The following is a 19,623-nucleotide window of genomic DNA, read 5'->3' as shown; positions in this document are numbered from 1 at the left end:
GGCCAGCGTGCGCTTGATCAGGTCGGCGATCTGGGTGCGGGTGGCGGCCCCGGCCACGGCGACGTTCGTGGCCGGGGCGGCCCCGGGGAGGGTCAGGCGGCGATCGGCGAGTAGGTCGCGGCGTCGCCGCTCAGTGCGGTGCTGGTCCGGCCGTCCACGCCCACCGGCAGGTCGCCGGCGATCGTGACCCGATGCAGGCGGCGGGGACGGTCGCCGAAGTCGTGCACCACGCGGTGCTGGGTGGCCCGGTTGTCCCAGATCGCCACGTCGCCGGGCGACCAGCGCCAGCGCACGGTGTTCTCCACCTCGGTGACGTGCTCCTGGACCAGCCGGATGATCGAGCCGGACGTGTGCCCCGACAGGCCGCTCAGCCGTTTGGCGAAGTCGCCGAGCAGGATCGAGCGCTCGCCGGTCTCCGGATGCACGCGCACGACCGGGTGCTCGGTCTCGAACAGGGTGGAGGTGAACGCCTCGGCGTGCTCGCGGGCCCGCTCGTCGACGGTGGCGGTGCGGACGTAGTCGTACTGGTTGGTGTGCACGGCGCGCAGCCGGTCGAGCAGGTCGCGCAGCTCGGCGGGCAGATTGTCGTACGCGCTGACGGTGTTGGCCCACAACGTGTCGCCGCCGGCCTCCGGCACGACGACCGCGCGCAGCACCGAGGCGAGCGGCGGCCGGTCCACGAAGGTCACGTCGGTGTGCCAGCGGTCGACCTTGTGGCCGTTGCTGTAATCGAGGTCCAGGATGTGGGCGTTGCCGTGCAGCGCGGGCACGGTCGGGTGGGCGGCGGTCGGCTCGCCGAGCAGCCGGGCGAAGCCCACCTGGCCCTGCTCGTCGAGGTGCTCCTGACCGCGCAGGAAGATCACTTTGTGGGTGAGGAGGGCCTGGCGGAGCTCGGCCACGACGTCGGGGCGCAGGTCGGGGGCGAGCCGCACGCCGGTGATCTCGGCTCCTATACGGCCGGCCACGGGGGTGATGGTCAGGGATGGCAGGGTCGGCATGGTGTCCTTCCTTCCGTACGCCTCCACCGTAGATAAAAACCAACTAAATTGGTAGGGCTTGACGGAATACGATCACCGTGCTGGGCTGAAAGACGTTTCACGGACGCCAGAAAGGACTCGGCATGCCTGTGGAGTTTCTCGGTATCGGCGGCACCAACGACGGCTCGGAGACCTCACCCCGCTCGGGCCCGTCCTTCGACAAGCAGTACACGCTCCGGCTCGCGCGGGCCCACCAGGAGCACGGCTGGGACCGGGTGCTGTTCGCCTACGGCTCCGGCTCGCCCGACCCGGCCCAGGTGGCCGCGTACGTCGCGAGCAGGGTCGAGGACCTGGGGATCCTGCTGGCCCACCGGCCGAACGTGTCCTACCCGACGTACGCGCTCAAGACCTTCGCCACCCTCGACCAGATCAGCGACGGCCGCCTGACCGTGCACTTCATCACCGGCGGCAACGACCACGAGCAGGGCAGGGAGGGCGACCGCCTGACCAAGGACGAGCGGTACGCCAGGACCGGGGAGTACATCCGGATCGTCAAGAAGGGGTGGACCTCCAGGGAGCCGTTCGACCACGAGGGCGCCCACTACTCCTTCAGGGACTTCGTCTCCGACGTCTTCCCGGTCCAGCGGCCGCGGCCTCAGGTCTCCTTCGGCGGCTCGTCGCCCGCGGCGTACGCGGCGGGCGGGGCCGAGGCCGACGTCTACTGCCTGTGGGGCGAGCCGCTGGCCGAGACCGCGCAGCAGATCGCCTCGGTCAAGGAGGCGGCCCGCGCGGCCGGGCGGGCCGACGTGCCGCGCATCCAGGTGGCCTTCCGGCCGATCATCGCGCCCACCGAGGAACTGGCCTGGGAGAAGGCGCACCGGATCCTGGGCGAGCTGCGACAGGGCGGGGCGAACCCGCGGCGGCGTCCGTCGGGCCCGCCGCAGAACGCCGGGTCGCGGCGGCTGCTGGAGGTGGCCGCCAGGGGTGAGCGGCACGACCGCGCCCTGTGGACGCCCACCGCGGCGGCCACCGGCGGCGCGGGCAACTCCACCGCCCTCGTCGGCACCCCGGAGACGGTGGCGCGGGCCCTGCTCGACTACTACGACCTGGGCGTGGAGATCCTCTCGGCGCGCGGCTACGCGATCCTGGACGACGCCGTCGACTTCGGCCGGCACGTCATCCCGCTCGTCCGCGCGGAAGTGGCCAGACGCGACGCCGAGCGCGCCGCCCGCGACCAGGCCACGCGCACCGACCACGACGAGGCCGCGCGCACCGACCGCGGCGACGCCACGCGCACCGACCACGACGACGCCGCGCGCACCGACCGCGGCGAAGCCGGGCGTGCGGACCATGACGCTGCATGACACGGCCGCGGCCGTGCCCGCCGCCGGGCCGCAGGAGGCCGCGCCGAAGGTCGTGACCGCCCGCCACCCGTTACGGGCGGCGGCCGCGCTCGGTGTGCTGGTGCTGCTGGCGATGGCGGCCAACGCCCTGGTCACCAACCCGGCGTGGGATTGGGACGTCGTCGGGACGTACCTGTTCGCGCCCTCGGTCGTGCGCTCGGTGCTGCTGACGCTGGAGCTGACCGGGCTGGGCATCGGGCTCGGGTTCGGGCTCGGCACCCTGCTCGCCCTCATGCGCCTGTCGTCCAACCGGCTGCTGTCGTCGGTGGCGTGGGGGTACGTGTGGTTGTTCCGCTCGGTGCCGCTGATCCTGCAACTGCTGTTCTGGTACAACCTGGCGCTGCTGTACCCGAGGTTGTCGTTCGGGGTGCCGTTCGGGCCCGCCTTCTTCGACGTCGGCACGATGGACCTGATCGGGCCGGTCACCGCCGCCGCGCTCGGGCTGGCGCTGCACCAGGCCGCCTACGCCGCCGAGATCGTCCGCGGCGGCCTGCTGTCGGTCGATCCGGGGCAGCGCCTGGCCGCGGCGGCGCTGGGCATCCCGAGGGTCCGCCGGATGTTCCGGATCATCCTTCCGCAGGCCATGCGGACGATCGTGCCGAACGCCGGGAACGAGATCGTCGGCCTGGTCAAGGGCACCTCGGTGGTCTACATCATGGCCCTGCCCGAGCTGTTCTACCAGGTGCAGGTGATCTACAACCGCAACGGCAGGGTGATGGCGCTGCTGCTGGTCGCGACCGTCTGGTACTTCGTCCTGACCACCACGCTCTCGGTCGTCCAGCACTTCCTGGAACGCCACTACGGCAGGGGCCGCTCATGATGGTGGAACTGGCCGGGGTGCACAAGAGCTTCGGCGCGCTGCACGTCCTCAAGGGCATCGACCTGCGCGTACGGCAGGGCGAGGTGGCGGTGGTGCTCGGCCCGTCCGGCTCGGGCAAGTCCACCCTGCTCCGCGTGATCAACCACCTGGAGAAGGTGGAACGCGGGACGGTCACGGTCGACGGCGAGCTGCTGGGCTACCGGCGGGCCGGCGACAGGCTGTACGAGCTGCCCGAACGCGAGATCCTCCGCCAGCGCACCAGCATCGGCTTCGTCTTCCAGAACTTCAACCTCTTCCCGCACCTGACCGTCAGCCAGAACGTGGCCGAGGCGCCGCTGTCGGCCCGGCGCCGGCCGCGCGGCGAGGTGGCCGAGCTGACCGCCCGCCTGCTCGACCGGGTCGGGCTGGCCGACAAGGCGGCGGCCTACCCGCGCACGCTCTCCGGCGGCCAGCAGCAGCGCGTCGCCATCGCCAGGGCGCTGGCCCTGGAGCCCAAGGTGGTGCTGTTCGACGAGCCCACCTCCGCCCTCGACCCCGAGCTCGTCGGCGAGGTCCTGGAGGTCATGAAGGACCTGGCCCGCAGCGGCACCACCATGATCGTCGTCACGCACGAGGTCGGCTTCGCCCGGGAGGTGGCCGACACCGTCGTGTTCATGGATGAAGGCCGCATCGTCGAGCGGGGCCCGGCCGCGCAGGTCCTCGACGCCCCGCGCCACGCGCGCACGCGCGCCTTCCTCGGCAAGGTCCTCTGATCACAAGGAACCCTCATGCGTCTGATCGCCGTGCCCGCCCTTCTGCTGCTCCTGTCCGCCACCGTTACCGCCTGCGCGGCCGAGCCCGCGCTCGTCCCGAAGGCCGGCCCGGGGGCCGCCGCCCCCGCGGGCGCCGGCCGCGTCATCGACACCGGCCCCGACCAGAAGCGGGTGCGCACCGGCAAGGTCGCGGGCATCGCCGCCCGGGTGCCCGCCGAGATCGCCCGGGACGGCCGGCTCACCGTCGGCTTCAGCGGCCAGGGCTCGCCGCCGCTGGTCTTCCCGGCCAGTGACGACACCACGCTGATCGGCGTGGAGACCGACCTCGCCCAGCTGGTGGCCGACGTGCTCGGCCTCGAACTGGCCCCGGAGAGCTCGTCCTGGGAGAACCTGTTCCTCGGCGCCAGGTCCGGCAAGTACGAGGTCGTGCTCAACAACGTCACCGTCACCGAGGAGCGCAAGGACGTCTACGACTTCGCGACGTACCGGATCGACCAGCTCGGCTGGCAGGTGCCCGCGTCCAGTCCGATCAGGAAGATCTCCCAGCCGGCCGACGTGGCCGGGCTGCGTGTCTCGGTCGGACCGGGTACCAACCAGGAGAAGATCCTGCTCGACTGGGACGCCCGGAACCGCAGGGCAGGCCTGAAACCGGTCGAGATCCTCTACTACCAGAAGTACGGCGACGTGCTGCTCGCTCTGCGGTCGGGGCGGGTGCAGGCGTATTTCGGCCCCAATCCGTCCATCGCCTACAACATCGCGGTCAGCGGCGGTTCCAGGATCGTGGGCACCGCCTCGGGCGCCGGGCCGGGCCTGCAGGGGCTCATCGCGGCGATGACGAAGAAGGGCAACGGCCTGGTCGGGCCGGTCCACGACGCGCTGAACACGGTGATCGGGAACGGCACGTACCGGCAGGTGCTCGACCGGTGGGGGCTGGGCAACGAGGCGGTTCCCGAGTCCAGGGTCAACCCGCCTGGCCTGCCGAGGCAGAACGGTTGAGCGCGCCCGCCTTCGAGGTCCGCCTGGTCGCGCCGGACGATCCCGCCGTCCGGCCGCTGCTGGCGGACCTCGCGCTGGAGTACACGAGCCGGTACGGCGCCAATGACGAGCTGGGCCGGTACCCCGCCGAGGAGTTCGCGCCGCCGGACGGGGCCTTCCTCGTCCTGGTGGTGGGCGGCGAGACCGTGGCGGGGGGCGCGTTCCGCCGCTACGACGCGCACACGGCCGAGCTGAAGCGGGTGTGGACGCATCCCGGCCACCGCAGGCGCGGCCTGGGCGCGGTGGTCGTACGCGAGCTGGAACGCGAGGCCGCCCGCCGCGGCTACCTGCGGATCCACCTGAGCACCGGCCCCCGCCAGCCCGAGGCCGTCGCCCTGTACCTGGCCGGCGGCTACACCCCGCGGTTCGACCCGGACGACCGTCCGGAGCGCGGCCCGCTGCCTTTCGTGAAGAGTCTGTGACCCAGCGTGGGATTGACGGGCGCCCTCTCTTGCTCCTATAAACACTCTAAAGCCACTAAATAAGTGGGAAATAGGGAGAAGAGATGAACGCTCGCAGGGTTCGCGTATCGGTGGCCACCCTGGCCGCCCTGGCGCTCACGACCATGGCGGCCGCCTGTGGGGGCAGCGGCAGCCCTGCGGACAGCGGCGCGAAGAGCGGGGGAGCCGGCACGACGCAGGTGCGTCTCGGCTTCTTCCCCAACATCACCCACGCCACCGCCCTGGTCGGCGTGGAGAAGGGCATCTACGCCAAGCACCTCGGCACCGCGCCCAAGACCAGCACGTTCAACGCCGGCCCGGCCGCGATCGAGGCCGTGTTCTCCGGCGCCATCGACGCCACCTACGTCGGCCCCAACCCGGCCATCAACGCCTGGTCGAAGTCGAAGGGCCAGGCCATCAAGATCGTCGCCGGCGCGGCGTCCGGCGGCGTGTTCCTCGTGGTCAAGCCCGGGATCAACTCGGTGGAGGACCTCAAGGGCAAGAAGATCGCCACCCCGCAGCTCGGCAACACCCAGGACGTCGCGCTGCGCTACTGGCTGACCGAGAAGGGCATCAAGACCGACACCAAGGGCGGTGGCGAGGTCTCGATCGTGCCCCAGGAGAACTCCCAGACCATCCAGACCTTCGCCACCGGCGACATCGACGGCGCCTGGGTGCCCGAGCCGTTCGCCAGCCGCCTGATCAAGGAGAGCGGCGGCAAGGTGCTGGTCGACGAGCGCGACCTGTGGCCGAACAAGCAGTTCGTGATCACCCACCTCATCGTCCGCCAGGAGTGGGCCAAGGAGCACCCCGACCTGCTCAAGAAGCTGATCGAGGCGCACGTCGAGGCCAACGACGTCATCGCCAAGGACCCGGCCGGCGCCGCGCAGACCGCCAACGCCGCCCTGCAGAAGCTGACCGGCAAGCCGCTCAAGCCCGAGGTGCTGGACAGCGCGTTCAAGAACATCACCTTCACCAACGACCCGATCGCCTCGTCGCTGGTGGGCAGCGCCGAGCACGCGACGAAGGTCGGCCTCCTCGACCCGGTCGACCTGAACGGCATCTACGACCTCACGGTCCTCAACGAGGTCCTCGCCGCCAAGGGCCAGCAGGCCATTTCCGACAAGTAGGAGGCGCACGCGATGTCCGCTCCGCTCACGGAGCAGGCCACCGGCCGGGTCGAGGGGCAGCGCCCCGCGGTCCGGCTGGAGGCCGTCTCCAAGCTCTACGGTCAGGGCCGGACGGCCCTGCAGGCCCTCGACCAGGTCTCGCTGTCGGTGGCCCCCGGCGAGTTCGTCTGCCTGCTCGGCGCGTCCGGGTGCGGCAAGAGCACGCTGCTGTCGCTGGTGGCCGGGCTCGACCGGGTCTCGGCCGGCCGCATCGACGTGGACGACAGCCGCGTCGCGCTGATGTTCCAGGAGCCCGCGCTGTTCCCCTGGCTGACCGTCTCGGCCAACGTCGAGATGGCGTTGCGCGCCAAGGGCGTGGGCAAGCAGGAACGCCGGGACCGGGCGGCCGAGTTCCTCGACATCGTCCACCTGGGCGGGTTCGGCAAGAAGCGGCCGCACGAGCTGTCCGGCGGCATGCGCCAGCGCGTCGCCCTGGCCAGGGCACTCGCCCAGGACGCCGACGTGCTGCTGATGGACGAGCCCTTCGGCGCCCTGGACGCCATGACCCGCGACCTGCTGCACGACGAGCTCGAACGCATCTGGCGGGAACGCTCCCTGTCGGTCCTGTTCGTCACCCACAACGTGCGCGAGGCCGTACGGCTCGGCGACCGGGTCGTCCTGCTGTCCAGCCGGCCGGGGCGGGTGGTGGAGGACTTCCCCGTCGAGCTGCCGCGGCCCCGCCGCACCGACTCGGGCGAGGTGGCCGAGCTGGCAGGGGAGATCACCGGCCGCCTCCGCCAGGAGGTCCTGCGCCACGCCCGTCAGGAGGAGCCCGCATGACGACGACGGACACCCACGCCCAGCAGCTCGCCGGGCTCGACGCGCTGGAGCTGGGCACCGGCCACCGCGCCGGCCTGGCCTCCCGGCTGTGGGCGGGGCTGTGGCCGATCGCCTCGGCCGTGGTCATCGTGCTGGCCGTCTGGCAGGCGGTGGTGTGGGCGGGCTGGTGGCCCGAGTACGTCTTCGCCGGCCCGGTCACCACGCTCTCCGAACTCGGGCACCGCCTCGGCGACCCCGAGTTCTACACCGCGCTGACGGTCACCATGCGCCGCGCGGTCACCGGGTTCGCCCTGGCCATCGCCGTCGGGCTGGTCGTCGGCGCGCTGGTCTCGCGGATCGGGCCGCTGCGCCGCGCCACGGGCTCGCTGATCACCGGGCTCCAGACGATGCCGTCCATCGCCTGGTTCCCGCTGGCCATCCTGCTGTTCGGGCTGTCGGAGAGCGCGATCCTGTTCGTGGTGGTGCTGGGCGCGGCGCCGTCCATCGCCAACGGCCTGATCACCGGGGTGGACTACACGCCGCCGATCCTGCTGCGCGCCGGGCACATGCTCGGCTTCCGCCGGATCGCGCTCTACCGGCACGTCATCCTGCCGGCCTCGCTGCCGTCGTTCCTGGCCGGGCTCAAGCAGGGCTGGGCGTTCGCCTGGCGCTCGCTGATGGCCGGTGAGCTGCTGGTCATCATCGCCAACCAGGCTTCGCTGGGCGAGCAGCTCCACTACGCCCGCGAGCTGGCCGACTCGCCCGGCCTGCTCGCCACCATGATCGTCATCCTGGTCATCGGCATCGTGGTGGACCGCGTCTTCGGCCTGGCGGACGACGCGTTGCGCCGCCGATGGGGCCTGCACCAGGTGAGCGCCTGAGCAGTAGACGGTCATGCGGATCTCCGCCAGAACCCAGTACGCCCTGCGTGCCGCGGCCGAGCTGGCCGCGGCGCCGCCGGGCCCCATGCCCGCCGAGAAGATCGCCACGGCCCAGGGCATCCCCCGCAAGTTCCTCGACAACATCCTGCTGCAACTGCGCCGGGCGGGGCTGCTGCACAGCCAGCGCGGCCCCGACGGCGGCTACTGGCTGGCCAGGCCCGCCGGCGAGATCACCCTCGCGGACATCGTGGTGATCGTCGAGGGCGTCTCCGAGGGCGGCGACCACGGGGGGTATCCCGGGGTCGCCAGCCCGCTCGCCGAGGTGTGGAGCGCGCTGCGCGACCACGAGGAGATGATGCTGGCCGACATCACGCTGGCCGACATCGCCCGCGCGAGCGTCCGGCTGGGCGACGAGACGCGCTGAGTGCCGTACCCCGGAGCTAGCCCGCCACCCGGTTCTCCCAGGCCCACGCGATGATCTCGACCCGGTTGCGTACGCCCAGCTTGTCCAGGACGGCCGAGATGTGGCCCTTCACCGTGCTCAGCGAGATGTGCAGGGACGCGGCGATCTCCTGGTTGGTGCGTCCGGCGGCCACGGCGCGCACCACGTCGGTCTCCCGTTCCGACAGCGGGTGCACGGCGCCCTTCGCGCGCGGCGCCCGTCCGGCCAGCCGGCCCAGCAGACGCGGGGTGATCGACGGCGAGATCAGCGCGTCCCCGGTGCTGGCCGCCCGGACGGCCTCGGCGAGCAGGGCCGGGCCGGCGTCCTTCAGCACGAAGCCGGCCGCGCCGCCGCGCAGCGCGTCGTAGACGTACTCGTCGAGGTCGAACGTGGTGACCACGACCACGGTCAGCGGGTCGGGCACGCCGGCGCCGGCCAGGGCACGGGTGACCGCGATGCCGTCCATGCCGGGCATGAGGATGTCCACCAGGCACACGTCGGGGCGCAGCCGCCGGGCCAGCTCCACGGCCTCCTCGCCGTCCCGGGCCTCGGCCACCACGCGGATGTCGGGCTGGTCCTCCAGGATCAGCCGCAGGCCCCGGCGGACCATCGCCTGGTCGTCGGCCAGCAGCACGCCGATCGTCATCGCCGCCCCCCTAGGGGCCCCGTAAGGGGCCCCGTGAGAGGCAGGGTGGCGCGGACCGACCAGCCGCCCTCCGGCCGGGGGCCCGCACGCAGGGTGCCGTCGAGGGCCTCGACGCGTTCGCGCATGCCGAGCAGGCCGTAGCCGCCGCGGTTCCGGGACGTCGTCACCGGCGGGGCGTCGTCGGCGACCTCGACCACGACCGCGCCTTCCCCGCCGGTGACCTCCACGGTGACGTCGACGGTGACCGCGCGGGCGCGGGGGGCGTGCCGGGCGACGTTGGTCAGCGACTCCTGGACGATCCGGTAGACGGTGCTGGTCACCTCCGGCGGCCAGCTCTCCGCCTCGCCGGGGCCGCGCAGGGTCACGGGTGGGCCGTCGAAGCGGCCGACCAGGTCGGTGAGACGTCCGGGCGGGCCGGGGACGTCGTCGGCGGAGTCGCGGAGCAGGCCGACGACGCGGCGCAGCGCGGCCAGGGCCCCGGTGCTCGCGTCCTCGATGTCCTCCAGGGACTCCTCCAGCGGGCCGGACCCCCTGCGGGCCAGCAGCCGGGCGGCCTGGGCCTGGAGGACGATGCCGGTCATGTGGTGCGCGGCCACGTCGTGCAGCTCCCTGGCCAGCCTGCGGCGCTCGTCGTGGCGTACGCGCTCGGCGACCGCCAGGCGGCGCCCGGCCAGCAGCCTCAGGCCGCCGCCGACGGCCAGGGCGGCCAGCCAGCCGGCCACGTTGAGCGCCACCACGGAGGAGTTGTGCGCGGCAGGCACGCTCGCGGCGGCCACCGCGAGCCCACCGGCCGCGACGGCGCACGCGGGCCGCGCGGGAAGCGTCCTGACCGCCGATCCGACCAGCACGGACAGGCCCAGCGCCATGGCCGGCCCCGGCTCGTTCGGCAGGTCGGCCCACGCGGCGGCCAGGACGGCCGCCACCGCGACCGCCAGACCGGCCGCGGCCGTCCAGGCAGGGGCGAGGCGGCGCGCCAGGGCCAGCGCGCACACCGCCGCCCCCGCCGCGCAGTCGAGCACCCAGTAGCCGCCGCCCCAGCTGTCGGCGATCAGGCCGGCCCAGAAGGCCAGCACGGCGACGGCCGCGCCCCCCAGCGCGACCTCCGCCGACACGGCCGCGGCCCGTCCGCCGGGCCAGGCGGGCGCAGCCCCGTCCCGCACGTTCACACCAACCAGGCCAGGCAGGCGGGCGCAGCCCCGTCCCGCACGTTCACACCAACCGGGCCAGGCAGGCGGGCGCAGCCTCGTTCCGCATGTTCACGACATCCAGGCTAGGGAGGCGGGTCCGCCCGGCACACCGGCCGAAAGTACGGTCGCGGCGGTCCGAACCCTGCTTTCGACCCTCCCTGCGCCCCGCCGCCCGCCGCAGGATGAGGCCCCATGCCCTACGACGACACGCGGCCCGCCCGCCCCCTGCCCCATGACGAAACACCGCCCGCCGCTCCCCGGCGGTCGCGCATCATCGCGCTCGACGTCGTGCGCGGGTTCGCCCTGTGCGGGATCCTGCTCGCCAACGTCCAGCCGATCTCGCACGTCGGCATCGAGGCGGTCACCCAGCAGGAGGTGGTGCTCGACGACACCGCCCGCTGGCTGGGCCTGCTCGTCGAGCAGCGCTTCTTCCCGATCTTCTCGCTGCTGTTCGGCGTCGGCTTCTCGCTGCTGCTGGACTCCGCCTCGGCCCGCGTCCCCCACCCGCGGGCGCTGCTGCTGCGCAGGCTCCTCCTGCTGGCCTGCATGGGCCTGGTCCACATGTTCCTGCTGTGGCGCGGCGACATCCTGACCGTCTACGCGGTCGTCGGCCTGGTGGTGCTGCTGCCCTCGACGTGGCTGCCGCGCTGGGCGGTGGCGGGGCTCGCCGCCGTGCTCGTCGTCGCGGCGATGGTCGTCTTCAGCGGCGGCACGATGCTGGTCCCCGGCCTGTTCCTGCTGGGCTCGGCCCTCACCAGGTACGGCGTGATCGACCGGATCGAGAGCTCCACCCGCGTCCCGGCGCTCCTGGCCCTGCTCTTCGCCGCGGCCACCGTCCCGGCCCTGTCGTGGCAGGCGGGCGCATCGGGCGTCCCCCTGCCGATGGCCACGTCCGGCCTGCTCATGGCCGGCCTGTACGTGTGCGTCCTGCTCGTCCTGCTCAGGACCCCGGTGCGCCCGCTGCTGCGGGCCGTCTTCGCCCCGCTGGGCCGCATGGCGCTGACCAACTACCTGAGCGCCACCGCCCTGGTCCTGGTCATCGGCAAGGTGGTCGGCGGCCGGTCGGAATACTGGTCGCTGGGCACGATCGTGGGGATCGCCGCCGTCATCCTGGCCGTCCAGTGGGTGTGGTCCACCCTCTGGCTGCGCCGGTACCGCTTCGGCCCGCTGGAGTGGCTGTGGCGCTGGGCCACCTGGGGACGCCGTCCCGCCCAGCGGGCCCGGTGATTTCGCAGAAAATTCCGGGACGAACCATGCAACCCTCCGCCCGGCCGGCCGCGTTGGGAACGGGCGAAGGGAGAACACCACATTGGACGCTCACGACGGCTTCCGCGAGTTCGTCATCGCCCGGCAACAGGCGCTGATGCGGACCGCCTACCTCCTCGTGGGCGACCCCCACCTGGCCGAGGACCTGCTCCAGAGCGTGCTGGTCAAGGTCGTGCGGCACTGGCACAAGCTGGCGCGCGAGGGCAACCCCGAGGCGTACACGCGTAAGGCGCTGGTCAACCAGTACATCTCGTGGCGGCGCCGGCCGGACCCCGAGCTGCCCAGCGCCGACCCGCCCGAGCGCGCGGTCACCTACGACGACGACGCGCTCGACCGGATCGTGCTGCGGCAGGCGCTGGGCAAGCTGACGCGCAAGCAGCGGGCGGTGATCGTCCTGCGTTTCTGGGAGGACCTCACCGAGGCCCAGACCGCCGACGTGCTCGGCTGCGCGGTCGGCACGGTGAAGAGCCAGACCCACCACGCGCTGGCGCGCCTGCGCGAACTCGCTCCCGACCTCATGGACTCGCGAATCGCTCAGGAGGCGGCCCGATGACCAGACTGCGTGACGCACTGAACGGCTTGGCCGAGGAGGCTCCCCCGGCGAATCTGGCCGGCCTGGCCGACCTGGCGGTGGTCGGGTACCGGCGCAGGCGACGGTCCACGGCGACGCTGGCGGCGGTCGCGACGATCGCGGTGCTGGCCGGGGTGACGGCGACCGTGCTGATGGCCGGGCCGCGGCGGACGCCCGCCGCCGCGCCGCAGGAGGCACCAGTGCCCGTGCTGCCGGCGGGCAAGGTGGGGACGCTCAGCCACGCCTACCTGGAGACCTGCCTGCCCCCCAAGGGAAAGGACCCGCTGCCCGACTGCGTGCCGGACGAGTGGCGGGTGGTCACGAGCGCCGGCAAGACGTACCGGGTGCCCCAGGCGCTCGGGACGACCGCCCGGAACCACCGTGTGCCCGTCGCCGTCAGCCGCGACGGGCGCATGTTCGCCTACTACGACAAAGACGCGGAGGCGCACGTCGTCCGCGACATGGTGACCGGCGTGGAGACGGTCTCCGCCGCGAAGGTGAAGGAGGAACGCCTCGGCGTCGGCTCCATGCTGGTGGTCTCCGACGACGGCCGCCACCTGGCCTTCGACCCGCGCGAGGGCACCAAGGACCCCGGCCTGCTGATCGACGTGCGGACCGGCGGGACGGTGCCCGTCCCCGGCGTGTACGAGCCGGTCGCCATCAAGGACGGCGTCGCCGAGCTGGTCCGCTACCGCAGGACCGACCTGCTGTTCATGCCGGTCACCGGCGGCGGCAGGCCGGTGCGCTTCGACGGCGTCTTCATCATGTTCAGCGAGCTCGCCCCGGACGGCCGCACGGTGGTCGCCTTCGAGTTCCCGCCCGGCAAGAAGACCCAGCCCGAGTACGTCACCCGCAGGCTCACCGTGCTCGACACCAGGACCGGCCGCACTCTGCGGAAGGTCTCCGTGAAGGGCCTGCCGAAGAGGGCGGGCATCGACGACGCGACGATCTGGCAGAGCCCGTCGGAGGTCACGCTCGCCGTCGGGGTCGGGCCGGACACCCGGGCGTACGCGGTGGACGTCCGCACCGGCCGGGCCAGGCCGGTGGCCAAGTATCCCGGCCGGTCCAGGGGACAGCTGGTCCTGCCCGGAGCCGCCGGCGGGCTATGAGGCTCCCGGGAGCGCTGCCTGTACGGAGGCCAGGCAGCGCTCCACCACGGGACGCGGGTCGAAGGCGTAGTCCCCGGCCCCGAACAGCTCGAACGTCATCGCTCCCCGGTATCCCCTGCGGTCCAGCGCCGCCAGGTACGCGGCGAGCGGCAGCTCGCCGTCGCCCCAGGCCAGGTGCCCGGTGGGGGAGCCGTCGACCAGGTGCACGTGCCTGACCCGGTCGCCGAGGGCGTCGAAGTAGTCGTCCACGTCCTCCCCGGCCGCCGCCATCGCCACGGTGTCCAGCACCGCGCCCAGGTTGGGGGCGCCCACCTCGTCGATCATGCGGGCCAGTGTGGGCGCGTCGTTGACCAGGTTGGACTCCACCCGCTGCAACGCCTCCAGCACGCATGACACGCCGAGCGTCCCGGCGTACGCGCAGATCTCGCCGATCGCGTCGGCCGAGCGCCGCCAGGCGCCGGCGACCGGCTCGTCCTCGAAGCCCCGGCCGGGGGTCAGCAGCAGCAGCTCGGCCCCCAGCTCGGCGGCCAGTTCGGCGGCCCGGCGGAACATCGCCACGCTCCCGGCCCGCAGCCGGCCGTCCGGCGAGGCCAGGTTGACGGGGTAGGCCACCTGCTCGGGCGTCAGGCAGCGGACGGTGAGCCCGCGCCCGGCGGCGCTCCGGCGGATCGCCCGCGCCTCGGCGTCGCTCAGCCACGGGACGTGCAGCTGCGGCGCGACGCCCCACAGTTCCAGCTGCTCGCGCCCGAGCGCGGCGGCGTCGTCGAGGAAGCGGTCGAAGGGCAGGTGCTGGTAGGCGAAGTTGGAACCGGTGACCTGCCGCAGTGACAAAGACATCAGACTCACTTCCCGACCCCGTCGGCGAGGCCCTTGACGATGTAGCGCTGGCCTAGGAAGAACAGCAGCACCACGGGCAGCGCCGCGATCACCATCCCGGCGAAGACGACGGGGAAGTCCGTGCCGTGCTTGCTCATCAGGCTGGTCAGGCCGACCGGCAGCGTCTGCACGCCGGCGCCGCTGGTGAAGACCATCGCGAACAGGTACTCGTTCCAGGCGAACAGGATGTGCAGCAGCACGGTCGAGGTGAGGATCGGCTTGCACATCGGCAGGATGATCCGCCAGAACGCGGTCCACCGGCCGCAGCCGTCCATCTCGGCGGCCTCGTCCACCTCGCGGGGCAGGTCGATCATGTACGCCCGGATGAGGAACGTCGTGAACGGGACGCGGAACGCGGTGTAGAGGATCAGCAGCGCCCAGAAGCTGTTGTACAGCCCCATGGCCTGGAACATCTTGACCAGCGGCACGAGCGCCACGGTCGGCGCGAGCATGAGCCCGCCCAGGATGCCCATCGTGACGAACCGGTTCAACGGGAGGTTCACCCGGGTCAGCCCGTAGGCCGCCCACGCGCTGACGAACACGGTGGCGACCGTGGAGGTGAGCGTGACCAGCACACTCGTCGTCAGGTAGTCGCTCACCCCCCGGTTCCACGCCTTCTGGTAGCTCTCGAAGCTCCAGCTCGACGGCAGCGCGAACGGGTTGCCGAACAGCTCGCTGTTGGACTTGAACCCGTTGAGCACCATCCACAGCAGGGGATAGAGCACGACCACCGCGAGACAGAGCAGGAACGCCCAGAGGAACACGCGCGCGATCACGCCGAGAAAGCCACGGCGACTCACCATTCCACCCTTCTCCTACGGGTGACCCACATCTGTCCCACGGCGATGCCGAGCGTGATGACGAAGATCACTGTCGCGATGGCGGCGGCGTAGCCGAAGTTGTTGCGCACGAAGCCGCTGCGGTAGAGCCAGGTGCCCAGGACCTGGCTGGAGTTGTCGGGGCCGCCGCTGGTCATCACCATGACCTCGTTGAACACCTGGAAGGCGCCCGAGACGGTGACCATCATCATCAGCCCGGTCATCTCGCGCACGAGCGGCACGGTCACGTGGAAGAACCGCCGGACCGGGCCGGTGCCGTCGATGGCGGCGGCGCCGTAGATCTCGCGGGGGATGCGCTGGATCGCGACGGCGAACAGCAGCGTCGAGTAGCCGAATCCCTGCCACTGGCTCATCGCGATGATCGCCGACATGGCGGTGCTCTCCTGGCCCAGCCACGCCTGGGCCAGGCCGTCCAGGCCGATCGCCCTGAGCAGGTGGTTGAGCGGGCCCAGGTTGGGCTCGTAGATGAAGTAGAAGAGCAGGCCGGCGACGGTCATGGAGATCGCCGACGGGATGAAGTAGACCGCCCGCAGGCCGCGCTGCCACCGCTCGCTGCGCACGCCCTCGATCAGCGCGGCCAGCAGCAGCGCGCCGAACACCTGGAAGACGATCGAGACCACCGCGTACAGGACGTTGTTGCCCAGCGAGGACCAGAAGACCGGGTCGTCGACCAGCTTGCGGTAGTTGTCGAGCCCGACGTACTCCTGGGTGCCGCTGTAGATGTCCCACTTGAGGGTGCTGAACTGGAAGTTCTGCACCAGCGGCAGGTAGACGAACACCACGACCAGCGCGAGCGCGGGGGCCACCCACGCCAGGCCGAGCGCCCGTTGACGTATGGCACGCACCGGCATGCTCTCCCTCCGGCCGCCCGGCCTACTTCGCCGACTCCGACGCCTCGCGGACGCTCGCCAGCACCTTGTCGGGGGTCGAGCCGCCGCTGATCAGCGCCTCGCCGCCGGCCAGCCAGGCGTCGGCGACCTCGGGCACGGTGACGGTGTCGAGCCACGCGGCCAGCCGCGGCGCCTTGTTGACCTGCTCCATGCCCTCGTAGACGGCCTTGCTGGAGGTCTCGGCGGTGACCGCGCCGACGACCGTGCTGGGCTGCCCGTACGGGGGTGCCGACAGGGTCCTGGCGTTCTGCGTGGAGGTCACGAACTTCATGAAGTCGACGGCCAGCGCGGCCCGCGGCGACCTGGCGTTGATCAGGTAGCCCTCGGGCGCGCCCTCGATCGTCTTCGGGTCGCCGGCCGCGTTCTGGGGGACCGGGAGCTGGAAGATGCCGAAGTCGTCCGCCTTGAGGCCGTTCTTGTCGGTGGCGTTGTCGAACTCCAGGACCTCCTGGTAGTACATGGCCGCCTTGCCGTCGTGGAAGGCCTGCTGGGCCGAGCTGTAGAGCACGCCGTTGGTGCCCTTGCCGGTGTCGGTGCAGGTGTCGACCAGGGTCTTGAACCGGTTGAGCGCGGTCACGTAGCCCGGGTTGTCGAGCTTGGCCGTCTTCGGGCTGAAGTCGGCCTGCAGGACGTCGGCCGGCACGTCGTAGGCGAAGAGCTGCTGGAGGTAGTGCAGGGCGGGCCAGCCGTCCTTGTTGCCGAAGGCGATCGGCTCGTAGCCCGCCTTGCGCAGCGCCGCGCAGCTCCCGACCAGCTCCTCGAACGTGCCGGGCACCTTGACGCCGGCCTTGTCGAAGGCGGTCTTGTTGTAGCCCATGAACTTGCCGTTGCCGTACAGCGGGATGCCGTAGTACTTGCCGTCGTAGGCGAAGGCCGACAGGGAGCCGGGGCTGAACGTGCCGCCCCACTCGGTGCCGGGGCCGATCACCTTGCTCAGGTCGGCGGCCCGGCCGCCGCGCACGAAGTTCTCCGCCCAGTTGCCGCTCCAGGTGAAGAAGACGTCGGGCAGCGCGTCGGAGGCGGTCAGCGTCTTGGTCTTGTCCTTGACGCTCTGGTCGGTCTCCTGGATGAGCTCGACCTTCACTCCCGGGTGCTTCTTCTGGTACGCCGCGGCCAGGTCCTCGAAGTACGGCTGCAGCGGGTCGCCGGCGAACTTGGTGAGGACGCTCAGCGTGCCGGAGAAGTCGGGCGTGGCGGACAGGTCGGCGGCGGGGGCCTTGGCCGCTCCGTCGCCGCCGCCGGAACAGCCGGCCAGGGCGAGCGTCCCGAGGAGCGCCGCGAACGACGTCATTGCGCGAGGGCGCATGGGCTTCCTTTCTCTCGGAGGGAGAGGGGGACCTGCCGGTCCGCGGTGGGGGTGTTGGCTGACTGTACAGATGAACTGATACCGGTACCAGAGCGCAGAGGAAGATTTTCTTTCCGAGCAGCTCCCGGCGGGCTTTTCGCCGAGGTGAAACAGCAGGCCGCTTCGGGTTCTCGCAGGCAGGGTGTTGACGCGTGGCCGGATCCTGTGCCACCGTGACCTCCGCGTGATACCGGTATCAGGCCGCTGGGCGGCGCCGGCCCGCAAGCATTCCCGAAAGGACGCGAAGATGCTCGGATTCAACGAGCCGGAATTCCTGTCGCAGCTGGCCAGCACCGTGGCCCTGCGCCCCCAGATCGAGGAACTCGTCGATCGGCTCGTGGACCAGGGGTTCGACACCCTCCTGCTCGTCGGCGCCGGGGGCACGTACGCCCAGATGTGGCCCTACGAGCACCTGGCCAGGCGGAGCTCGACGCTCGACGTCCGCGCCGCCGTCGCGGCCGAGCTGGTCGTCTCCGGCGACGCCCGCCTCGGCGAGCGCACGGTCGCGATCTTCACCTCGGTCTCCGGCACCACCGAGGACAGCCTGCGCGCGATCGAGTACGTCAAGGACAAGGGCGCCTACACGGTCGGCTTCACCGGCTACCCCGACTCGCCGATCGCCAAGGCCGTGGACGCCGTGCTCGTCTCCGAGCCGAAGGCATGGCCGTTCGACCAGCAGATGTTGCTGTTCATGGGCCGCCTGCTGTCGCGCCGCGGCGAGTTCGAGGGCTACGAGAAGCTGGCCGGCGAGCTGGCCGGGCTGCCCGGCGTGCTGCTGGAGGTCGCCCGGCAGGCCGATCCGGTGGCGTCCGCCTTCGCCGAGGCCCACAAGGACACCGGCTACCACTTCCTCATCGGCGGCGGGAACCTGTGGGGATTCACCTACCTGTACTCGATGTGCATCCTTGAGGAGATGCAGTGGCTGCGCACCACCAGGGTGCACAGCGCCGAGTTCTTCCACGGCTCGCTGGAGCTGCTGGAGGAGGACACGAGCGTGCTGATCTTCCAGGGCGAGGACGAGACGCGCCCGCTCACCGACCGCGCGGAGGCGTTCGCCCGGCGCGTCTCCAAGGACGTCACCGTCTTCGACACCCGCGACTACCCGCTCGACGGCATCAGCCCCGAGTTCCGCGGCCTGCTCGCACCGCTCGTGCTCGACACGGTGATGGGCCGGGTCAGCAAGCACCTGGAACGGGTCCGCGACCACTCGCTCGAGCTGCGCCGCTACTACCGGGTCATGGACTACTAGGCCACCGCCACCCCGCTCCCGCTCCCGCCCGCCGGGACGGGAGCGGCCACGGCCTGCCCACCCCGAACCCCCGGCACAGGAGAAACATGAGAGTCCTCGGCTTCGGCGACAACATCGTCGACCGGTTCGTCGATCGGGGCATCGACTATCCGGGCGGCAACAGCGTGAACGTCGCCGTCTACGCGGGCCGCCTCGGCGTCGAGGCCGCCTACCTCGGGGTCTTCGGCGACGACGACCTCGGCGGCTTCCTGCGCGAGGCCGTCGCCGCGCAGGGCGTCGCCGTCGACCGTTGCGTGGTGCGTCCCGGCGAGAGCGGCGTCTCCCGGCTGCGCGTGGACGACGGCGACCGGGTCTTCCTGGGCTGGAACGGCGGCGGCGTCACCGTGCGCGAGCCGCTGGCGCTGGCCGGCGACCTGCTGGCCTACGCCGGCTCGTTCGACCTGGTGCACTCCAGCGTCTACTCCGGCAGCGAGGACGAACTGGCCGGGCTCGCCGGCCTGCGTCCCCTGGTCAGCTTCGACCTGTCCAGCGAGGACGACTACCGCGCCCCCGCCTACCTGGACCGCGTCTGCCCGCACGCCGACCTGGTGCTGTCGTCCTGCTCCCACCTGGACGAGGCGGGCACCCGCGACCTGCTGGCCCGGGTGGTGGCGAGCGGCGCCCGCCTGGCCCTCGGCACCAGGGGCGTGGACGGCGCGATGGCCTACGACGGCCGCGACCTGGTCGCCGCCCCCGCCCGGCTGGTCGAGGACCCGGGCAAGATCGTCGACACCATGGGCTGCGGGGACGCGTTCCTGGCCGGGTTCGCCGTCTCGCTGCTGCGTGACGGCTGGCGCAAGGGCGTGGCGCCCGGCCGCGGCAGGATCGAGCGGGCGCTGCTGGCCGGTGCGGAGACCGCCTACGAGCAGTGCTTCGTCGAAGGCGCGTTCGGCTTCGGCAGGCCCGCCCCGCGCGACTAGCATGGGCG

The 19,623-nt window shown here is 71.9% G+C and carries 21 protein-coding genes; 14 read left to right on the top strand and 7 right to left on the bottom strand.

From position 1 onward, the window contains the following. Positions 1 to 92 precede the first annotated feature (92 nt). Complete coding sequence (locus tag AB0J97_RS17585) at positions 93 to 998, bottom strand: TauD/TfdA family dioxygenase (RefSeq protein WP_364089541.1); 906 nt, start codon at positions 996 to 998, stop codon at positions 93 to 95. A gap of 122 nt (positions 999 to 1,120) precedes the next feature. Between AB0J97_RS17585 and AB0J97_RS17580 the strand changes: the two genes are divergently transcribed. From AB0J97_RS17580 to AB0J97_RS17540, 9 genes are all read left to right on the top strand, one after another. After that, positions 1,121 to 2,341, top strand: a complete 1,221-nt coding sequence (locus tag AB0J97_RS17580) for an LLM class flavin-dependent oxidoreductase (protein ID WP_364089538.1) — start codon at positions 1,121 to 1,123, stop codon at positions 2,339 to 2,341. Then, a complete protein-coding gene (locus AB0J97_RS17575) occupies positions 2,328 to 3,200 on the top strand; it encodes an amino acid ABC transporter permease (RefSeq protein WP_364089535.1) in 873 nt (290 codons plus the stop codon). The genes AB0J97_RS17580 and AB0J97_RS17575 overlap by 14 nt, the downstream gene beginning before the upstream one ends. After that, positions 3,197 to 3,952 carry an amino acid ABC transporter ATP-binding protein gene (locus AB0J97_RS17570; RefSeq protein ID WP_364089532.1) on the top strand — a complete coding sequence of 252 codons (756 nt, stop codon included), beginning with the start codon at positions 3,197 to 3,199 and terminating at the stop codon, positions 3,950 to 3,952. The genes AB0J97_RS17575 and AB0J97_RS17570 overlap by 4 nt, the downstream gene beginning before the upstream one ends. A gap of 15 nt (positions 3,953 to 3,967) precedes the next feature. Further along, entirely contained in the window at positions 3,968 to 4,948 is a 981-nt protein-coding gene (locus AB0J97_RS17565; RefSeq protein ID WP_357702781.1) for an ABC transporter substrate-binding protein, read from the top strand. After that, positions 4,945 to 5,409, top strand: coding sequence for a GNAT family N-acetyltransferase (locus AB0J97_RS17560; RefSeq protein ID WP_364089529.1), 465 nt, complete (start codon positions 4,945 to 4,947; stop codon positions 5,407 to 5,409). Before AB0J97_RS17565 ends, AB0J97_RS17560 begins: the two co-directional genes overlap by 4 nt. Before the next feature lie 83 nt (positions 5,410 to 5,492). Beyond that, complete coding sequence (locus tag AB0J97_RS17555; protein ID WP_357702777.1) at positions 5,493 to 6,557, top strand: ABC transporter substrate-binding protein; 1,065 nt, start codon at positions 5,493 to 5,495, stop codon at positions 6,555 to 6,557. 12 nt (positions 6,558 to 6,569) lie between these two features. Further along, positions 6,570 to 7,376, top strand: coding sequence for an ABC transporter ATP-binding protein (locus AB0J97_RS17550; protein WP_364089526.1), 807 nt, complete (start codon positions 6,570 to 6,572; stop codon positions 7,374 to 7,376). Next, positions 7,373 to 8,236, top strand: coding sequence for an ABC transporter permease (locus AB0J97_RS17545; RefSeq protein ID WP_364089523.1), 864 nt, complete (start codon positions 7,373 to 7,375; stop codon positions 8,234 to 8,236). Before AB0J97_RS17550 ends, AB0J97_RS17545 begins: the two co-directional genes overlap by 4 nt. A 13-nt stretch (positions 8,237 to 8,249) precedes the next feature. After that, positions 8,250 to 8,660: an Rrf2 family transcriptional regulator gene (locus AB0J97_RS17540; RefSeq protein WP_357702773.1), complete on the top strand. Its 411-nt coding sequence runs from the start codon at positions 8,250 to 8,252 to the stop codon at positions 8,658 to 8,660. Between the two features lie 16 nt (positions 8,661 to 8,676). On the opposite strand, the gene AB0J97_RS17535 is transcribed toward AB0J97_RS17540, so the two are convergent. Beyond that, entirely contained in the window at positions 8,677 to 9,324 is a 648-nt protein-coding gene (locus AB0J97_RS17535; protein WP_364089520.1) for a response regulator transcription factor, read from the bottom strand. Next, positions 9,321 to 10,484 (bottom strand): histidine kinase, encoded by a 1,164-nt coding sequence (locus tag AB0J97_RS17530; RefSeq protein WP_364089517.1) that lies wholly within the window; start codon positions 10,482 to 10,484, stop codon positions 9,321 to 9,323. The genes AB0J97_RS17535 and AB0J97_RS17530 overlap by 4 nt, the downstream gene beginning before the upstream one ends. 219 nt (positions 10,485 to 10,703) lie before the next feature. Here AB0J97_RS17530 and AB0J97_RS17525 point away from each other — a divergent pair, with 219 nt between their 5' ends. From AB0J97_RS17525 to AB0J97_RS17515, 3 genes are all read left to right on the top strand, one after another. Then, a complete protein-coding gene (locus tag AB0J97_RS17525; RefSeq protein ID WP_364089514.1) occupies positions 10,704 to 11,738 on the top strand; it encodes a DUF418 domain-containing protein in 1,035 nt (344 codons plus the stop codon). Positions 11,739 to 11,820: 82 nt separating this feature from the next. Further along, positions 11,821 to 12,330 (top strand): SigE family RNA polymerase sigma factor, encoded by a 510-nt coding sequence (locus AB0J97_RS17520; protein ID WP_357702765.1) that lies wholly within the window; start codon positions 11,821 to 11,823, stop codon positions 12,328 to 12,330. Next, positions 12,327 to 13,457, top strand: coding sequence for a hypothetical protein (locus AB0J97_RS17515; protein WP_364089510.1), 1,131 nt, complete (start codon positions 12,327 to 12,329; stop codon positions 13,455 to 13,457). Before AB0J97_RS17520 ends, AB0J97_RS17515 begins: the two co-directional genes overlap by 4 nt. Here AB0J97_RS17515 and AB0J97_RS17510 read toward each other — a convergent pair. Genes AB0J97_RS17510 through AB0J97_RS17495 form a run of 4 tightly spaced genes read right to left on the bottom strand, consistent with a single transcriptional unit; the run spans position 13,452 to position 17,368 of the window. Beyond that, entirely contained in the window at positions 13,452 to 14,294 is an 843-nt protein-coding gene (locus AB0J97_RS17510; protein ID WP_364089507.1) for a TIM barrel protein, read from the bottom strand. The two genes, AB0J97_RS17515 and AB0J97_RS17510, sit on opposite strands and share 6 nt — an antisense overlap. Positions 14,295 to 14,299: 5 nt before the next feature. Next, a complete protein-coding gene (locus AB0J97_RS17505) occupies positions 14,300 to 15,136 on the bottom strand; it encodes a carbohydrate ABC transporter permease (protein WP_364089505.1) in 837 nt (278 codons plus the stop codon). Further along, positions 15,130 to 16,017 carry a sugar ABC transporter permease gene (locus AB0J97_RS17500; RefSeq protein WP_357702758.1) on the bottom strand — a complete coding sequence of 296 codons (888 nt, stop codon included), beginning with the start codon at positions 16,015 to 16,017 and terminating at the stop codon, positions 15,130 to 15,132. The genes AB0J97_RS17505 and AB0J97_RS17500 overlap by 7 nt, the downstream gene beginning before the upstream one ends. Positions 16,018 to 16,045: 28 nt before the next feature. Beyond that, positions 16,046 to 17,368: an extracellular solute-binding protein gene (locus AB0J97_RS17495; protein ID WP_364089501.1), complete on the bottom strand. Its 1,323-nt coding sequence runs from the start codon at positions 17,366 to 17,368 to the stop codon at positions 16,046 to 16,048. Between the two features lie 286 nt (positions 17,369 to 17,654). Between AB0J97_RS17495 and AB0J97_RS17490 the strand changes: the two genes are divergently transcribed. Both AB0J97_RS17490 and AB0J97_RS17485 read left to right on the top strand, forming a co-directional pair. Next, positions 17,655 to 18,656: an SIS domain-containing protein gene (locus tag AB0J97_RS17490; protein WP_364089498.1), complete on the top strand. Its 1,002-nt coding sequence runs from the start codon at positions 17,655 to 17,657 to the stop codon at positions 18,654 to 18,656. Positions 18,657 to 18,742: 86 nt separating this feature from the next. Next, on the top strand, positions 18,743 to 19,615 hold the full coding sequence (locus AB0J97_RS17485) for a PfkB family carbohydrate kinase (protein WP_364089495.1): 873 nt from the start codon (positions 18,743 to 18,745) through the stop codon (positions 19,613 to 19,615). Positions 19,616 to 19,623 lie beyond the last annotated feature (8 nt).

Origin of the sequence: Nonomuraea sp. NPDC049607, from assembly GCF_040675375.1 — a bacterium.
In the GTDB taxonomy this organism is placed as follows: domain Bacteria; phylum Actinomycetota; class Actinomycetes; order Streptosporangiales; family Streptosporangiaceae; genus Nonomuraea.
Note: the sequence above shows the minus strand (reverse complement) of the source record. Positions and strands in the feature narration are given on the sequence as shown.

Excerpts from the sequence above, each read along its gene's own strand:
- AB0J97_RS17505 (WP_364089505.1), bottom strand. The coding sequence starts at position 15,136 with ATGGTGAGTCGCCGTGGCTTTCTCGGCGTGATCGCGCGCGTGTTCCTC.
- AB0J97_RS17485 (WP_364089495.1), top strand. The coding sequence starts at position 18,743 with ATGAGAGTCCTCGGCTTCGGCGACAACATCGTCGACCGGTTCGTCGAT.
- AB0J97_RS17495 (WP_364089501.1), bottom strand. The coding sequence starts at position 17,368 with ATGCGCCCTCGCGCAATGACGTCGTTCGCGGCGCTCCTCGGGACGCTC.
- AB0J97_RS17535 (WP_364089520.1), bottom strand. The coding sequence starts at position 9,324 with ATGACGATCGGCGTGCTGCTGGCCGACGACCAGGCGATGGTCCGCCGG.
- AB0J97_RS17525 (WP_364089514.1), top strand. The coding sequence starts at position 10,704 with ATGCCCTACGACGACACGCGGCCCGCCCGCCCCCTGCCCCATGACGAA.
- AB0J97_RS17580 (WP_364089538.1), top strand. The coding sequence starts at position 1,121 with ATGCCTGTGGAGTTTCTCGGTATCGGCGGCACCAACGACGGCTCGGAG.
- AB0J97_RS17585 (WP_364089541.1), bottom strand. The coding sequence starts at position 998 with ATGCCGACCCTGCCATCCCTGACCATCACCCCCGTGGCCGGCCGTATA.
- AB0J97_RS17565 (WP_357702781.1), top strand. The coding sequence starts at position 3,968 with ATGCGTCTGATCGCCGTGCCCGCCCTTCTGCTGCTCCTGTCCGCCACC.
- AB0J97_RS17490 (WP_364089498.1), top strand. The coding sequence starts at position 17,655 with ATGCTCGGATTCAACGAGCCGGAATTCCTGTCGCAGCTGGCCAGCACC.
- AB0J97_RS17575 (WP_364089535.1), top strand. The coding sequence starts at position 2,328 with ATGACGCTGCATGACACGGCCGCGGCCGTGCCCGCCGCCGGGCCGCAG.
- AB0J97_RS17540 (WP_357702773.1), top strand. The coding sequence starts at position 8,250 with ATGCGGATCTCCGCCAGAACCCAGTACGCCCTGCGTGCCGCGGCCGAG.
- AB0J97_RS17550 (WP_364089526.1), top strand. The coding sequence starts at position 6,570 with ATGTCCGCTCCGCTCACGGAGCAGGCCACCGGCCGGGTCGAGGGGCAG.
- AB0J97_RS17510 (WP_364089507.1), bottom strand. The coding sequence starts at position 14,294 with ATGTCTTTGTCACTGCGGCAGGTCACCGGTTCCAACTTCGCCTACCAG.
- AB0J97_RS17545 (WP_364089523.1), top strand. The coding sequence starts at position 7,373 with ATGACGACGACGGACACCCACGCCCAGCAGCTCGCCGGGCTCGACGCG.
- AB0J97_RS17515 (WP_364089510.1), top strand. The coding sequence starts at position 12,327 with ATGACCAGACTGCGTGACGCACTGAACGGCTTGGCCGAGGAGGCTCCC.
- AB0J97_RS17555 (WP_357702777.1), top strand. The coding sequence starts at position 5,493 with ATGAACGCTCGCAGGGTTCGCGTATCGGTGGCCACCCTGGCCGCCCTG.
- AB0J97_RS17570 (WP_364089532.1), top strand. The coding sequence starts at position 3,197 with ATGATGGTGGAACTGGCCGGGGTGCACAAGAGCTTCGGCGCGCTGCAC.